Genomic DNA, 14,146 nt, shown 5'->3' with positions numbered 1-14,146 from the left:
TCGGTGACGAGGAGCCCATCACCAAGGCATGTTCACGCACAGCAGCGATCCATGAGGAGCGCGAATGACTGGCACGACCCACAGCGCTTCTGCCAGGCACGGACCCGAACTCCTCGGCCAGATCGTCGTCCTGATCGGCGGAAGCTCGGGAATCGGATTCGAGACCGCTCGACGCGCCCGAGCGGAGGGCGCCGAGGTCGTCCTCACCGGCCGTAATCCCGACCGACTCACGCAGGCGGCCAGCGCAGTCGGCGCGCGACAAACGGCAGCCTTCGACGCGACCGACGTCGCCGCCCTGAAGCGGTTCTTCCAGGAATTGCCAGGTTCGATCGACCATGTGATGGTGACAGCCGGGGGTCCACACTACGGCCCACTGCTCGAGGTGGACTCGCCGCACCTGCGCGACGCCCTCGGCGGTCATGTGGAACTGGGGCTCGAGGTCACGCGCAACGCTGTCGGCAAGATGAGGCCCGGGGGCACGCTGATCTTCATGGGTGACGCCGGCTCGCGCCGCGTCGCACCTGGCATCGGCATCGCCTCCGCCGTGAGCGCCGTGATGCCCCTGTTCGTCGCCGCGCTGGCGCTGGAGATCGCACCCGTCCGCGTCAACGCCATCGCGCCTGGATTCGTCGACACTCCGCTGTCGGCGGCGGTGCTCGAAGACCGACTCGAGGGGCGCCGCGCCGAGCTCGCCGAAAGGCTCCCGATCGGCCGCGTCGTCACCCCTGCCGACGTCGCCGCGCTCGCTGTCCATCTCATGGCCAACACGGCACTCACCGGAGCCACCTACGACATCGACGGAGGGCAACAGCTCGTCTTCTGAGAAGACGTCAACCGGTGGAGTGGCAGCCACGCCGGCTGCCGGAAACAGTGGAAAGCACACAGGCTGATGTGATGAACGTCGGCAGCGGATACGGAGGTACGCAATGAGCGACACGACTGCGATACAAGCCCCACTCATCGTGGTCGGCGTCGATGGTTCCGAACCCTCGAAGGCTGCCCTGCGCTGGGCCGTCTGGCAGGCCGAACTGACCGGATACGCCCTTGTGGCCGCGATCGCCTGGGACTTCCCGCACAACTGGACCGGCTGGTCCCCGCCCGGAGAGCCCTCGTTCGACTGGGAGGACAGCGCCCGCGACATCCTCGCCGCAACCATCGATGAGGCTCTCGGGACTGATCAGGTCATCGAGATCCGAACCCGAGTTGTTCAGGGCCATCCGGCCGGCGTACTCCTGGACGAAGCCAACGGCGCCGGGTTGCTGGTCGTGGGGAACCGTGGGCACGGCGGATTTTCCGAAGCCCTGCTCGGCTCCGTCGGGCAGCACCTCACCCACCATGCCACCTGCCCCATCGTCGTCGTCCGCGACCCGCAGACCCGCTGACCCGCTGACCCGCTGACCCGCTGACCCGCTGAAGCGGACACGCACTGTTGCTCGACACCCACGGCCGACATCGTTCCGGACAGGTGAGGCGTCGCCCGGCCGGAACGCGTCCGGATGCGGCAGGTCAGCACCCGTGCCCAGGGTGGCGCCCGACGGAGAGGTCCTCGGGGCGGGAGGCGGTGCGGAGATCGCCGATCGGTCCGCCCCGCGATCGGCGTGTATCGGCGATCAGCTGCCCCATGGCAAGCTGTATTACTGCCGAAGCCTGCGTTTCCGTTCGCCATGTCGGCCTCCCCATCAACGACGCGGGACACAGCCGGATCGGGCCTCGACTCAATCCGAAGAGCGGCCCGCCGAGACGCTCGCGGCCCTACGCTGCCGGCGACGGCCGACCCAAGGCAGATCGCCCGAAACGCCACAGCCGCGCTACCGCATACACCGTCCCTGATGCCTGATATGCCACACTCATCACTAGTTGTGGACGACCTTGTGATTCGTCGTCCGGGACGTTCGGGGTGACCGTCCGCTTGAACGCACGACGGTCCGACGGACACGCATGCCGGTACGGGTGTGCGGCCGATAGTGCGCGTTGCCGCCCAGTGGTGGCGAACCAGGAGGTTCTCGTGGAGCCCGAGACGACTCCGGCTGATTCCGCCGCGCAACCACGGCGCCGCGGGCCTGACGACGTTCACGAAGCGGACGTGCACAGCATGCGGCTTGCGTCAGTCGTCCTGAACGTCTTCCATCTGGATGAGGCGGTGGGTTTCTACCGCCAACTCCTGGATCTGGAGGTATCCGCAGCCACCGACACCGCCGCCCTGCTGGTCGGCGCCGACGGCTCACAGCTATTCCTACGCTCGCTCGGCAGCCAGGCTGCCCACGTCAGCGGAGTGGGCATCCATTCCATGTTCTGGACAGCCCCGAGCCAGGCCGAACTGCAGCGTTGCGAGCAGGTTCTCAAGGATCGGCACGCCTACATCGGCACCCACGAGACCGACGGGTTCGTCTGGGTCGAGGGCCGTGATCCGAGCGGTGTAACGGTGGCGGTGAGCCACCCTGGACCGGATCAAGTCCCACGCAGCCGGATCATTGCACGGGTCTACGCATTGTGACGGTGGTCCACGCCGTCTCGGCAACCGCGCCGAGGGAAGATTGGGGGTCGCGCTGTGCGGGCGCGACGGTCGGCCCATCGGAACGCGGATCGGTGGCCTTCCACCTCCAGTGGCTGGTGGCGCTCTGAATACTCCACCTCGGATCGCCCCCGCGGCGCTCGGCTACTGGGCGTCGGTGACCTGAATGATGGTCTTGCCGCGGGTTCGTGGGCCGGGACCGAATGCTGCGGGAGCCTCATTCAGCGGTCTGACGGCGCCGATGATCGGCTTGAGCCGTCCATCCCGAACGCGTTGTGCCAATTCGATCAGCCGGGCTCGGTCGGATTCCACGACGAAGAACACCACTCGTCCGCCCTGGGGCTGATGTGAGGACGGCGCGGCGATGGTCACCAGCGTGCCTCCGGCCCGAACCAGCTCGACCGACCGCTCCTGAATCTCGTCGCCGATCATGTCGAAGACCAGGTCAACCTCGCCGACGTCCTCCAGTCGGTCGGCCTGCAGTGGTCCGCCCGGCAGGTGCGACGGGCGGGATCACCATGGCTCACTTCGCCAGTGTCTTCGGTTCGGCAGGAGCCCGAAAGTTGCACGGCGGCTCGGGGCGGCTAGCCTGGCATCTGTTACTGCTCCCGCCTGAACGGGGGTGGCCGGATGGCCACCTTGGTGTCGGTGAACGTCAGCAGGCCCCAGGACGTGGGCTGGCAGGGCAAGACCGTGCACACAGGTGTGTGGAAACGTCCCGTGACCGGTCCCAGCCGGGTACGCCGGCTGAACGTCGACGGCGACGGGCAGGGTGATCTCGCCGGGCACGGGGGCGACCCCCGGAAACGTCCTGCTGTGCTGCTCACGACCGCTGACCGACATCGTGCTCGACCTCTAGAACACACGACCGTCAGCCCAGCTTCGGCAGCGAAGCACGGCACAGACAGCAGAACCTTTGTCGACCTCTGGAGCCGCCCCGGAGGCGTCGACGACCCATGCTGATACCTGCCGCCCCCGCCAGATCCCGGCTGGCCAACAGTCACTCTCTGTACATGCCGGGCGCTCAGCTCGCCGCCGGGGAACACGGCATCAGCGGCCCTCGTCGGACCTTCGATTCAGCCTGGGGCATCTTGCCGTTTGGCGTACTCGATCACGCGCCGCCAGTCCTTAATGGCCTCGCCCGTGGCGTCGGGAATTACGATCTGACGCTCCTCGACGAGAGCCTTGGCCTCCCCGAGCCGCACTGTAGAGGACTTGAGGAAGGTCACTTTCCGTAGTCACTTCCCGCCCGACATCCGACCCGCAGCAGCAAGCCCCTAGGACCTTCGGTGGTTGTCCCCGACCTGTGCTCCACCTCCCACGCAACATACACGCAACACGACGGCTTCAGCCGTGCCCTGATATCGACTCAACCCCCCTTGGCCGCACGTCGGGCAGGCCGCTGACCTGCACTGACACAAGAACGCCAACCCACATGAAACAAGGGACCAGGCTGGTGCCCTCGTAGATCTCACGGATCTACGCAGGCAGGCGCCCTTCCGGGGTCGGAAGGGCGCCTGTCCTGGTGGTGCAATCTGGCGCTATAAGGCCGCTGACCTGCGCTTTCACCCTACGGCAGGTTGCGCGCCATCACGATCCGCTGCACCTGGTTGGTGCCCTCGTAGATCTGGGTGATCTTGGCGTCGCGCATCATGCGCTCCAGCGGGTAGTCGCGGGTGTAGCCGTAGCCGCCGAGGAGCTGGACGGCGTCGGTGGTGACCTCCATGGCGACGTCGGAGGCGAAGCACTTGGCCGCGGCGCCGAAGAAGGTGAGGTCGGAGTCGACGCGCTGGGACTTGGCCGCGGCGGCGTAGGTGAGCTGGCGGGCGGCCTCGAGCTTCATGGCCATGTCGGCGAGCATGAACTGGATGCCCTGGAACTCGGCGATCGCCTTGCCGAACTGCTTGCGCTCGTTGACGTAGCCCTTGGCGTAGTCGAGCGCGCCCTGGGCGACGCCGAGGGCCTGGGCGGCGATGGTGATGCGGGTGTGGTCGAGGGTCTTCATCGCGGTGGCGAAGCCGGTGCCCTCGGCACCGATCATGCGGGACGCCGGGATGCGGACGTTGTCGAAGTAGACCTCGCGGGTCGGCGAGCCCTTGATGCCGAGCTTCTTCTCCGGCGCGCCGAAGGAGACGCCCTCGTCGCCCTTCTCGACGACGAACGCGGAGATGCCCTTGGAGCGCTTCTCGGGGTCGGTCACGGCCATGACCGTGTAGTACTCGGAGACGCCCGCGTTGGTGATCCAGCGCTTGACGCCGTTGAGGACGTAGTCGTCGCCGTCGCGCACCGCGCGGGTCTTCATGCCGGCCGCGTCGGAGCCGGCGTCCGGCTCGGAGAGGCAGTAGGAGAACATCGCGTCGCCCTTGGCCAGCGGGGCGAGGTACTGCTTCTTGAGCTCCTCGGAGCCGGAGAGGATCACCGGGAGGGAGCCGAGCTTGTTCACCGCCGGGATCAGCGAGGAGGAGACGCAGACGCGCGCGACCTCCTCGATCACGATCACGGTGGCGAGCGCGTCGGCGCCCGCGCCGCCGTACTCCTCCGGGACGTGGACGGCGTGCAGGTCGGAAGCGACGAGCGCGTCGAGCGCCTCCTGGGGGAAGCGAGCCTGCTCGTCCACCTCGGTGGCGAACGGGGCGATCTTCGCCTCGGCCAGGCCCCGGACCGTCTCCCGGAGCATCTGGTGCTCCTCGGAGATCTGGAACAGGTCGAAATCTGCGCTCACGTTCGCTCCCGAGATCTGTCGGCGCCCCTCGGCACCCGTATGGCACTCAGTACCCTCGATTATGCACACTCAGTGCCATCCTGGGGGAGCTCCGGACCCCTGTCTGGTGTTACGTTCTGCACATGGCAGCAGCTGTGAGCACCGGGGACGACGCCAAGCCGACCATGCGGGAGTCGCTGGTCCACGCCGCGTTCCAGCTCTTTCTCGACCGCGGCTTCGAGCAGACCACGATCGACGACATCGTCTCGCTGGCCGGGGTCGGACGCCGCTCGTTCTTCCGCTACTTCCCCTCCAAGGAGGACGTGGTCTTCCCCGACCACGAGGGCTGCCTGGTCGACATGACCGAGTTCCTGCGCACCGCACCCCTCGACGGCGACCCGGTCGCCCAGGTCTGCGACGCGTCCCGGCTGGTGCTGCGGATGTACGCGGCCGATCCGCTCTTCTCCGTGCAGCGCTACCGGCTGACCCGCGAGGTCCCGGGGCTGCGCGCGCACGAGCTGTCGGTGGTGTGGCGCTACGAGCGCGCCCTCGCGGAGCACCTGCGCAGGCGCGGCGCGGAACAGGCCGACGGGGCGCTGCGCGCGGACGTGGTGGCGGCCGCGGTGGTCGCCGCGCACAACCACGCGCTGCGGACCTGGCTGCGCGCGGGCGGCGAGGGCGACGTGCAGGCGGCGATGGACGAGGCGCTCGGCTACGTCGCCCGCGCCTTCTCCCCGGCCGGCCCGTCCGCAGGTCCGTCTACAGGCGTCCCGGCGGACGGGAGCGCGGGCGCCGCCACCGCAACGGCGCGGGCGGACGGCGACAACGGGCGAAGCGACCAGGACGAGCAGGTCGTGGTACTGCTCGCACGCAAGGGCACTCCGCTGTGGCAGGTCGTCAAGGACGTCGAGGGCGCACTCGGGCAGTAGACCGGACCGGGACCCGAACGGGACCGGAGGGGCGCCGGAGAGGGGCCCGAAGGGGAGCCGGCGGGGAGGGCCCGAAAGGGGAGGGCACTGAGTGCCTTTACGTGGGGCACTGAGTGCCATACAGTCGAACCGGCACTGCGCCGCTGAACGACCCCACCACCCCGTTCACTGGAGCCCTCATGCCCTCTTCCACCCTTGCTCCGTCCTCGTCGCTCACCCTGCTGTCGACGCAGCCCCTCGCCGCCGCCCCCACGGGCGACGAGGAGTCCGCGCCCGTCCTGCGCTACCACCGGTGCGGCTGGTGCGGCTCGGCCACCGGACGCGCCACCCTGCTCTGCCCGATCTGCGGTTCGTCGGAGCTGCAGGAGCAGGCCAGCGCCGGTTCCGGCATCGTGCACCGGCTGCTGACGCCGCGCCACCGCCAGTACACCGACGGTGAGACGATCTGCCTGGTCGTGATGGAGGAGGGCTTCACCGTGCAGGCGTCCCTCGACGACGCGCTGCCGGGCACCGTGCCCGAGGGCACCCGGGTGCGCCTGGCTCCCCCGGCCCCGCACACCCACCTGCCGGTCTTCCGCGCCTGCGCCTGACCGCAGCCCCGCTCGGACTGCCCCCGACCCCCGGCGCGGGCCGACCCTGGCCCCGCTCGGTCTGACCCCGACCCCCGGCGCGGGCCGACCCCGGCGGGGCCTGCGGCGCATTACGCTTCCCCGGGCGGAGCAGCGGTGAAGGGTGACGGCGCGTGGACTTCTCGACCCTGGCGGTCATCATGGTGGCCGGGATGCTCGGCCCGCTGATCGCGCTGCGCGCGAGCTGGCGGGTCCCGGTCGTCATCGGCGAGTTGGCGGCCGGCGTACTGCTCGGTCCGACCTTCGCGGGGTACCTGCACTCCGGGGACAAGACCTTCGCCTTCCTCGCCGACATGGGCTTCGCGCTGATCATGTTCGTCGCGGGCGCGCACGTCCCCGTCCGGGACAGGGCGCTGCGGAGCGGACTGCTCAAGGGCCTGCTGCGAGCGGTCGCCGTCGCGGCGGTCGGCGTGGTGCCCGCCTTCGCGCTCTCGCGGGGGTTCGACACCGGGCACACCGCCCTGTACGCGGTGCTGATCGCGTCGTCCTCTGCCGCGCTGATCCTGCCGATCATCGACGCGCTGCACCTCGGCGGGCCGTCCGTGCTGGCCCTGCTGCCGCAGATCGCGGTCGCGGACACCGCGTGCATCGTCGCGCTGCCCCTGGCCGTCGACCCGGCCCATGCGGCGCGTTCCGCGCTCGGCGCGGCGGCGGTGCTCGGCTGCGCGGTGCTGCTGTTCCTGGCGCTGCGTGAGGCGGAGCGGCGAGGGTGGCATCGACGCCTCCACCGGCTCTCGAAAGAGCGCAAGTTCGCGATCGAGCTGCGGATCAGTCTGGCGATCGTGTTCGCGCTCGCCGCGCTGGCGACGCACACCCACGTCTCCATCATGCTCGCGGGGTTCTCGTTCGGGCTGGTCGTCGCCGCGATCGGCGAGCCGCGCCGGCTCGCCCGGCAGCTGTTCGCGCTCACCGAGGGATTCCTGGGACCGCTCTTCTTCGTCTGGCTCGGCGCCTCCCTGGACCTGCGTCAGCTCGGCAGCCACCCGTCCGCGATCGTGCTGGGCCTGCTCCTGGGCGCGGCCACGATCCTCGCCCACGCCTCGATGCGCCTGACCGGCCAGCCGCTCAGCCACGGCGTCCTCGCCTCGGCGCAATTGGGCGTTCCGGTCGCGGCCGCGACGCTGGGCACCCAGCTCCACCTGCTGCGTCCGGGCGAGTCGGCGGCGCTGCTGCTCGGCGCCCTCGTCTCCGTCGCCGCCGCGACGGCCGCCGGGGCCATCGCCGCCCGCAACGCGCCCACGACTCCCCCACCGCCACCGACCCCGCCGTCGGCCCAGGCCGCGACCGCGCGGCCAGGGCCAGGCTGAGCGATCTCGGCATCAGCCGGACGGGCCACCACGAGCACGCCTCACCCGAGCAGCGCCGCCGCCTCGTCGAGTTGCTTCAGCAGCTCGCCCTCGTCGTCCGCACGGACCGGGAAGAGACAGCGGTCAACCTCCGCCTCCGCGAACCGCTTGACCAGCACCGGGTCGTTCGGGACGCCGAACAGCGTAACCGACGGCCGCTCCCGTCCGGCCTGCGCCGCCCGCAGGCGCAGTCGCGTCGCGCGGCCGGCCAGCTCCTCCACCGAGGCGAGCGGCGCGCACTGGGGCATCCACCCGTCCCCGAAGGCGAGCACCCGGTCCTCCACCCCCGGCCCGTTGCCGCCGACGAGCACCGGCGGGTGCGGGCGCCGCACGGGCTTGGGCCAGGACCACAGCGGGTCGAAGTCGACGTGCTCACCGTGGTACTCGGCCTCGTCCTCGGCCCAGGCGACCCGCATCGCGTGGACCCGGTCGGCCAGGAGCGCCATCCGGGTGCGCGGGTCGGTGCCGTGGTTGGCCAGCTCCAGCCCGGTTCCACCCGGCGCCGACGCCGAAGACGAACCGGCCGTCGGCGAGCTGGTCCAGGCTGGCGACGGCCTTGGCCGTCGTGATCGGGTCCCGCTGGGTGACGAGGCACACCGCGGTGCCGATCGTCAGCGTCGCGCTCACCGCCGCGGCCGCCGCGAGCGCGACGAACGGGTCGTAGGAGTGGGCGTAGCCCTCGGCCGAACGCCCGTCCGGCCGACGGCTGGCGACCGGGACGTGCGTGTGCTCGGGGAAGAACAGCGACTCGAAGCCGCGTTCGGCGACCTCCCGCGCGATCCGGACGGGGCTCACGCCGCACCCGTTGAAGACGACGATGCCGTGATCCATGCGGGCCAGCCAAACAGAACCGGGTCGTCGGCGCACGGGAATTGAGGGCACAGGGACGACAGATCGACGTCACCCGCCGTCGGACGGCTCACGGAGCGGCCGCACGTCCCCGTAGGCCCCGCGCGTCGGCGAGGATCGGCACGGCGGCGGCCGACCAGCGGTGCAGGGCCAGCCAGCCGAGGTAGGAGGAGTGCCAGAGGTCGGGGCAGGACTCGTCGAGGCGGGCCTGGAGGTCGGGGTCGGGCACGGCCGCGGGCTCCGGAGGCTCCTCCTCCCCGAACCGACGCGACCCGAGCATCAGATCAGCAACTCCTCTGCCCCCAGCAGGCTTTCCCGCAGCCTGCGCAGCCCCCGCAGCACCGGCGGCGCGCAGACGAGGGCGTCGGCGCCGCCGTCCGCCGATTGGCCCACCAGCTCGGCGTAGGCGGCCGCGTGCCACGCGGGCAGGGACCGCGGCTGCCGGACGAGGTGAGGGCCGAGCCGGGCGGCGTGGGCGTTCAGCGCGCTCACAGACAGCACGGTCAACTCGGTTTATGCGGACCCCAGTTGCTCGGGATTGTCGTGCGTGACCGCCGCATCCAATCGGCGAAGGGCGGCGTCGACTGCGAGGGCGCTGTCGGAGGTCGTCACCTGGGCAGCGTAGGCGGGCATGTCACGGAGCGTCATGCCATGTGCACGTCCGGTGTACTGCGCGCGAGGGTTGCGAGGGTCGCGAGGGTCTCCGCGAGGACGGGGAGCGGCGGCGAGGCGAGGCCGAGTCTGACGGCCGCGCGCGGGATGCGCGGGCCGACGGCGTAGGCCGCGGCTGGGGTGAGGCCGATGCCCTCGCGGGCCGCGGCCGCGACGAAGGTCTCGGCGTGCCACCCGGGCGGCAGCTCCCACCAGCAGTAGTACGACCCGGGATCGCCGCGCAGGAGCGCGTCAGGAAGCTGTTCGCGTGCCACGAGTTGCCGCTCCGTGGCATCGGCGCGCTTGGCCGCGCCGATGCGCGCCACCGTGCCGTCGCCGATCCAGCGGAACGCCGCCTCCAGGGCGAAGCCGCTCGGCAGCCAACTCCCCGCCCGCAGCGACGCGGTGACCTGCTCCCGGAAGGCGCGCGGCACCACCGCGCACCCGGTGCTCAGGCCGGGCGCGACGCGCTTGGACAGGCTGTCGACCAGCACGATCCGTTCGGGCGCGAGCGCGGCGAGCGGCGGCACGTCCGGCCGGAGGAACGCCCAGACGGCGTCCTCGACGGCGGTCAGGTCGAGCCGCCGCAGCACCTCGACCAGCCGCTCCCGGCGCTGCGGCGGCATGGTGACGCCGAGCGGGTTGTGGACGCGGGGCTGGAGGTAGACCGCGCGCAGCGGCGCCGCTCGGTGGGCGGCGGCGAGCGCGTCCGGATCGAGGCCGTCGCCGTCCAGCGCGATCGGCACCAGCACGATGCCGAGGCGCTGAGCGGTGGCCTTGACCACCGGATACGTCAACTCCTCGACGCCCAGCCGCTGTCCGGGCGCGACCAGCGCCGCGAGGACGGCGGCGAGCGCCTGGCGGCCGCTGCCCGCGAACCGCAGCGCCTCCGGCTCGGGCAGCCAACCACCCTCCGGCAGCCCGGGGTCGTCCGCAGCGAGCAGGGCGGCGAAGGCCGAGCGTGCGGCGGGCGTGCCCTCGGCTCGGCTCGGCCGCAGGGCGGCGTCGAGCGCGTCCGGGCGCACCATCGGGGTCAGGGCGGTGGCGAGCAGCGCCGACTGCCCGGGCACGACGGGGTAGTTGAGCTCCAGATCGACCCTGGCGCGGGAGGGCTCGCTCAGCGGCAGCCCCGCGCCGGGCAGCCCGGCGGCGGCGCGGACGAAGGTGCCGCGGCCGACCTCGCCCACGACCAGGCCCCGCCGCACCAGCTCCGCGTAGACGCGCCCGGCCGTGGACGCGGCGATGCCGCGTCGGCGCGCGAAGGCGCGCTGGGTCGGCAGGCGCTCGCCGGGCTGCAGCCGGCCCGCCGCGATGGCGTTCGCGATCTCGTCCGCGAACAGGCGGTAGTCGTCCACCAGGGCCACGCTCCGTTCCAGGCGCCGCATGCCTCGGCCCAACTCCCCGGCCGCGCTCCCCGGCTGCATGCCTAGGCCGCATTCCGAAGCCGCCTCCCCGCGATTGCACCGAGGGTAATACCAGTATTGCACCGACCTGCCGCCCACCCTAGCCTCGGTGCCATGGATCTGATCAGCCTGCACGCGGAACTCGGCCTCGCCGCCGTCGCCCTGGGGATGGTGCTCACCCCCGGACCGAACATGATCTACCTGGTCTCGCGGTCGATCGTGCAGGGCCGGCGCGCGGGGCTGATCTCGCTCATGGGCGTCGGCACCGGCTTCCTGGTCTACCTCGTGGCCGTGACGGCGGGCATCGTCACCGTCTTCACGCTCGTGCCCGTGCTCTACACCGTGATCAAGCTGGCCGGCGCCGCCTATCTGCTCTGGCTGGCGTGGAAGGCGGTCAAGCCGGGCGGGACCGCGGTCTTCGCGCCGCAGCCGCTGCCGCCCGACTCCCCCCGCCGCCTCTACGCCATGGGTTTCCTGACCTGCCTGCTCAACCCGAAGCTGGCCGTCCTCTACGTCTCCCTGCTCCCCCAGTTCGTGGACCCGTCGCGCGGCCACGTCGCGGAGCAGTCGCTGCTGCTCGGCCTGACGCAGATCGCGATCGCCCTGACCGGCAACGCGCTGATCGCGATGGGCGCGGGAAGCATCGCGTCGTTCTTCTCGCGACGTCCGGTCTGGGTGAAGGTCCAGCGCTACGCCATGGGCACCGTCCTGGCCGGCCTCGCCGTCCACATCGCCGCCGACCGCGCCAAGGCCGTCGCAGCCTAGCCGCCCGCTCCCCGGGAGCCGACTGCCACGGCGCGCACCGCGCACCGCGTAGCGATCTTCCTGCTCCGGCCCTCTGGACTATTACCTCTCATTGAGAGGTAATGGAGGGGTGAACACCGACAACCCCGATCCCTCCGCCGAGCTCGCGGAGCTGCTGCCCGCGATCCAGCGGCTGGTGCGGCGGCGACTGCGCTCCGGGCTCGAGCTGCCACGGCTGCGCGGGGCGCAGATCGAGCTGCTGCGTCTGGTCGCGGCCCAGCCCGGCCTGCGGGTCTCCGAGGCGGCGCAGGAGCTGTTCCTCGCCGACAACTCCGTCTCCACGCTGGTCAACCAACTGACCAAGGCCGGCCTGCTGCGCCGGGAGACGGACCCCAAGGACGGCCGCGCCGCCCGCCTGCACGCCGAGCCCGAAGCGGTCGCCCGCCTCGCCGACTGGGACGCGCGACGCAGCGCGCTCCTCGCCGACCAGCTGGGACGACTGGACGACGCCGACCACCAGGCGCTCGCCGCCGCGCTCCCCGCGCTGCGCCGCCTGGCCGAAGGACTGCGCGAGGAGGCCACGCCATGACCGACGCACCCGCCGCAGGCCCGGCCGCCGCGGACGCCGCCACCGCCGACGCGGCCGCCGAGCCCGCCCTGCACTGCACCGACCTCACCTACTCCTTCGGCGACACGCGCGCGGTCGACGGCCTGAACCTGGAGGTCGCCCAGGGCGAGGTGTTCGGGCTGCTCGGCCCGAACGGCGCAGGCAAGACCACGGCGATACGCGCGATCACCACGCTGCTGCCCGTCCCCGCCGGGAAGATCAGCGTCTTCGGCCTCGACTGCGCGCGCAAGCGCATGCAGGTGCGCCGACTGCTCGGCTACGTCCCGCAGCAGCTGTCCGCCGACAGCGGCCTGACCGGCCGTGAGAACGTCGAGCTCTTCGCCCGGGTCTTCGACGTGCCGCGGTCCGAACGCCGCGACCGCGTGGACGAGGCGCTGACGGCCGTGGACCTCACCGAGGCGGCCGGGCGGCTCGCCGGTACCTACTCCGGCGGCATGGTCCGCCGACTGGAGCTGGCCCAGGCCCTGGTCAGCGCGCCGCGCCTGCTGATCCTCGACGAGCCGACCATCGGCCTCGACCCGCTGGCCCGCGCGAGCGTCTGGGACTGCATCGCCCAGGTCCGCGCCGGGACCGGGATGACCGTCCTGGTGACCACGCACTACATGGACGAGGCCGACGAGCACTGCCACCGGCTCGCGCTGATGCACCGCGGCCGGATCCAGGCCATGGGCGCGCCGGGTGAGCTCCGTGCCGAACTGGCCGCACAACTCGGGGTCGACCCGGACCGGGTCAGCCTGGAGGACGTCTTCCGCCACCATGCCGGCGCCGGCCTGACCGGTGCCGACCGACCCGACGAGGGAGGGGATTTCCGCGATGTCCGCCGCACCCGTTCCGCCGCCCGTCTCCGCTGAGGCCGACCCCGCCGAGACCGGCGCGTCCGGCCCGACGACCGGCACCACGACTGTGACCGCGACCGGCGGCCACTCTGGCCGCCGGTCCGCAACCGGTCCAGCTGCGGCTGCTGCTCAAGCCGCCGCCCGCGCGCACGGCCTGGCGGCTGGTGCTCGCGCGCGTCGGGGCGATGTGCACGGTCGAGCTGCAGAAGCTGCGCCACGACCGGACCGAGCTCTACACCCGGGCCATCCAGCCGGCGCTGTGGCTGCTGATCTTCGGTGAGACCTTCACCCGGATCCACGCGATACCCACGGGCGGGATCCCGTACCTCGACTACCTGGCCCCCGGGATCATCGCCCAGTCCGCGATGTTCATCGCCATCTTCTACGGCATCATGATCATCTGGGAGCGGGACTCCGGCGTCCTGACCAAACTGCTGGTCACCCCGACACCCAGGGCCGCGCTCGTCACCGGCAAGGCCTTCGCGGCCGGCGTGAAGTCGGTGATCCAGGCGCTGGTCGTGGTGGTCATCGCGGCGGTGCTGGGCGTCTCGCTCACCTGGAACCCGCTCCGGCTGCTCGGCGTCGCCGTGATCGTCGTGCTCGGGTCCGCGTTCTTCTCCTGCCTGTCCATGACGATCGCCGGCATCGTGCTGACCCGCGACCGGCTGATGGGCATCGGCCAGGCCATCACCATGCCGCTCTTCTTCGGCTCCAACGCGCTCTACCCCGTCGCGGTGATGCCGGGCTGGCTGCAGGCGATCAGCAAGGCCAATCCGCTCAGCTACGAGGTCGACGCGCTGCGCGGCCTGCTGCTGGGCATCCACGCCCATCTGGGCCTGGACTTCGGCGTCCTCGCCTTCTCGGCGGCGCTCGGGGTGACGGCCGCCTCGCTGCTGCTCGGCCGCCTGGCGAAGTAGC

General features: G+C 71.4%; 17 protein-coding genes and 1 pseudogene. 10 read left to right on the top strand and 8 right to left on the bottom strand.

Features of this window, described 5'->3' with window-relative positions; translation table 11 throughout:
- The first annotated feature begins 64 nt into the window (after positions 1–64).
- The 3 genes from TR48_RS26800 to TR48_RS26790 all read left to right on the top strand — a co-directional run bounded on the left by TR48_RS26800 (position 65) and on the right by TR48_RS26790 (position 2,494).
- Entirely contained in the window at positions 65–823 is a 759-nt protein-coding gene (locus tag TR48_RS26800) for an SDR family oxidoreductase (protein WP_042371897.1), read from the top strand.
- Between the two features lie 103 nt (positions 824–926).
- Positions 927–1,382 carry a universal stress protein gene (locus TR48_RS26795; RefSeq protein WP_042371895.1) on the top strand — a complete coding sequence of 152 codons (456 nt, stop codon included), beginning with the start codon at positions 927–929 and terminating at the stop codon, positions 1,380–1,382.
- 623 nt (positions 1,383–2,005) lie between these two features.
- A complete protein-coding gene (locus tag TR48_RS26790) occupies positions 2,006–2,494 on the top strand; it encodes a VOC family protein (RefSeq protein ID WP_052443061.1) in 489 nt (162 codons plus the stop codon).
- A 162-nt stretch (positions 2,495–2,656) separates the two neighbouring features.
- On the opposite strand, the pseudogene TR48_RS26785 reads toward TR48_RS26790, so the two are convergent.
- The 3 genes and pseudogenes from TR48_RS26785 to TR48_RS26780 form a co-directional block, all read right to left on the bottom strand.
- Positions 2,657–2,995: pseudogene (locus TR48_RS26785) on the bottom strand (zinc-binding dehydrogenase); the annotation flags it as partial.
- Between the two features lie 593 nt (positions 2,996–3,588).
- Positions 3,589–3,741 carry a hypothetical protein gene (locus tag TR48_RS43625; protein ID WP_161789912.1) on the bottom strand — a complete coding sequence of 51 codons (153 nt, stop codon included), beginning with the start codon at positions 3,739–3,741 and terminating at the stop codon, positions 3,589–3,591.
- A gap of 341 nt (positions 3,742–4,082) precedes the next feature.
- On the bottom strand, positions 4,083–5,234 hold the full coding sequence (locus TR48_RS26780; RefSeq protein WP_439654496.1) for an acyl-CoA dehydrogenase: 1,152 nt from the start codon (positions 5,232–5,234) through the stop codon (positions 4,083–4,085).
- 122 nt (positions 5,235–5,356) lie between these two features.
- Here TR48_RS26780 and TR48_RS26775 point away from each other — a divergent pair, with 122 nt between their 5' ends.
- The 3 genes from TR48_RS26775 (at position 5,357) to TR48_RS26765 (ending at position 8,078) form a co-directional block, all read left to right on the top strand.
- Complete coding sequence (locus TR48_RS26775; RefSeq protein WP_042371893.1) at positions 5,357–6,142, top strand: TetR family transcriptional regulator; 786 nt, start codon at positions 5,357–5,359, stop codon at positions 6,140–6,142.
- A gap of 179 nt (positions 6,143–6,321) precedes the next feature.
- Entirely contained in the window at positions 6,322–6,732 is a 411-nt protein-coding gene (locus tag TR48_RS26770; RefSeq protein ID WP_052443060.1) for a Zn-ribbon domain-containing OB-fold protein, read from the top strand.
- A gap of 152 nt (positions 6,733–6,884) precedes the next feature.
- The gene (locus tag TR48_RS26765; RefSeq protein WP_063771072.1) at positions 6,885–8,078 is read left to right on the top strand and encodes a cation:proton antiporter; all 1,194 of its coding nucleotides are present in this window, start codon (positions 6,885–6,887) and stop codon (positions 8,076–8,078) included.
- Between the two features lie 41 nt (positions 8,079–8,119).
- Here TR48_RS26765 and TR48_RS46425 read toward each other — a convergent pair whose 3' ends face one another.
- The 5 genes from TR48_RS46425 to TR48_RS26745 form a co-directional block, all read right to left on the bottom strand.
- Complete coding sequence (locus tag TR48_RS46425) at positions 8,120–8,563, bottom strand: LLM class flavin-dependent oxidoreductase (RefSeq protein WP_268873604.1); 444 nt, start codon at positions 8,561–8,563, stop codon at positions 8,120–8,122.
- On the bottom strand, positions 8,490–8,948 hold the full coding sequence (locus TR48_RS46420) for an LLM class flavin-dependent oxidoreductase (RefSeq protein ID WP_268873603.1): 459 nt from the start codon (positions 8,946–8,948) through the stop codon (positions 8,490–8,492). The genes TR48_RS46425 and TR48_RS46420 overlap by 74 nt, the downstream gene beginning before the upstream one ends.
- An 88-nt stretch (positions 8,949–9,036) precedes the next feature.
- Positions 9,037–9,246, bottom strand: a complete 210-nt coding sequence (locus TR48_RS26755; RefSeq protein ID WP_042371891.1) for a hypothetical protein — start codon at positions 9,244–9,246, stop codon at positions 9,037–9,039.
- A complete protein-coding gene (locus TR48_RS26750) occupies positions 9,246–9,458 on the bottom strand; it encodes a hypothetical protein (protein WP_042371889.1) in 213 nt (70 codons plus the stop codon). The genes TR48_RS26755 and TR48_RS26750 overlap by 1 nt, the downstream gene beginning before the upstream one ends.
- 152 nt (positions 9,459–9,610) lie before the next feature.
- Positions 9,611–10,972, bottom strand: coding sequence for an aminotransferase-like domain-containing protein (locus tag TR48_RS26745; RefSeq protein WP_042371936.1), 1,362 nt, complete (start codon positions 10,970–10,972; stop codon positions 9,611–9,613).
- 168 nt (positions 10,973–11,140) lie between these two features.
- Between TR48_RS26745 and TR48_RS26740 the strand changes: the two genes are divergently transcribed.
- The 4 genes from TR48_RS26740 (at position 11,141) to TR48_RS26725 (ending at position 14,145) form a co-directional block, all read left to right on the top strand.
- The gene (locus tag TR48_RS26740) at positions 11,141–11,785 is read left to right on the top strand and encodes a LysE family translocator (RefSeq protein WP_042371934.1); all 645 of its coding nucleotides are present in this window, start codon (positions 11,141–11,143) and stop codon (positions 11,783–11,785) included.
- 109 nt (positions 11,786–11,894) lie between these two features.
- The gene (locus tag TR48_RS26735) at positions 11,895–12,353 is read left to right on the top strand and encodes a MarR family winged helix-turn-helix transcriptional regulator (protein WP_042371887.1); all 459 of its coding nucleotides are present in this window, start codon (positions 11,895–11,897) and stop codon (positions 12,351–12,353) included.
- Positions 12,350–13,243 carry an ABC transporter ATP-binding protein gene (locus tag TR48_RS26730; protein WP_042371885.1) on the top strand — a complete coding sequence of 298 codons (894 nt, stop codon included), beginning with the start codon at positions 12,350–12,352 and terminating at the stop codon, positions 13,241–13,243. The genes TR48_RS26735 and TR48_RS26730 overlap by 4 nt, the downstream gene beginning before the upstream one ends.
- 74 nt (positions 13,244–13,317) lie before the next feature.
- Positions 13,318–14,145: an ABC transporter permease gene (locus TR48_RS26725; RefSeq protein WP_042371883.1), complete on the top strand. Its 828-nt coding sequence runs from the start codon at positions 13,318–13,320 to the stop codon at positions 14,143–14,145.
- The last annotated feature ends 1 nt before the right edge of the window (position 14,146 follow it).

Source organism: Streptacidiphilus neutrinimicus (assembly GCF_000787815.1).
GTDB classification, from domain to species: domain Bacteria; phylum Actinomycetota; class Actinomycetes; order Streptomycetales; family Streptomycetaceae; genus Streptacidiphilus; species Streptacidiphilus neutrinimicus.
Note: the sequence above shows the minus strand (reverse complement) of the source record. Positions and strands in the feature narration are given on the sequence as shown.

Bases quoted from the DNA above. Each gene is read 5' to 3' on its own strand.
- TR48_RS26800 (WP_042371897.1), top strand. From the start codon at position 65: ATGACTGGCACGACCCACAGCGCTTCTGCCAGGCACGGACCCGAACTC.
- TR48_RS26770 (WP_052443060.1), top strand. From the start codon at position 6,322: ATGCCCTCTTCCACCCTTGCTCCGTCCTCGTCGCTCACCCTGCTGTCG.
- TR48_RS46425 (WP_268873604.1), bottom strand. From the start codon at position 8,563: ATGGCGCTCCTGGCCGACCGGGTCCACGCGATGCGGGTCGCCTGGGCC.
- TR48_RS46420 (WP_268873603.1), bottom strand. From the start codon at position 8,948: ATGGATCACGGCATCGTCGTCTTCAACGGGTGCGGCGTGAGCCCCGTC.
- TR48_RS26775 (WP_042371893.1), top strand. From the start codon at position 5,357: ATGGCAGCAGCTGTGAGCACCGGGGACGACGCCAAGCCGACCATGCGG.
- TR48_RS26730 (WP_042371885.1), top strand. From the start codon at position 12,350: ATGACCGACGCACCCGCCGCAGGCCCGGCCGCCGCGGACGCCGCCACC.
- TR48_RS26795 (WP_042371895.1), top strand. From the start codon at position 927: ATGAGCGACACGACTGCGATACAAGCCCCACTCATCGTGGTCGGCGTC.
- TR48_RS26755 (WP_042371891.1), bottom strand. From the start codon at position 9,246: ATGCTCGGGTCGCGTCGGTTCGGGGAGGAGGAGCCTCCGGAGCCCGCG.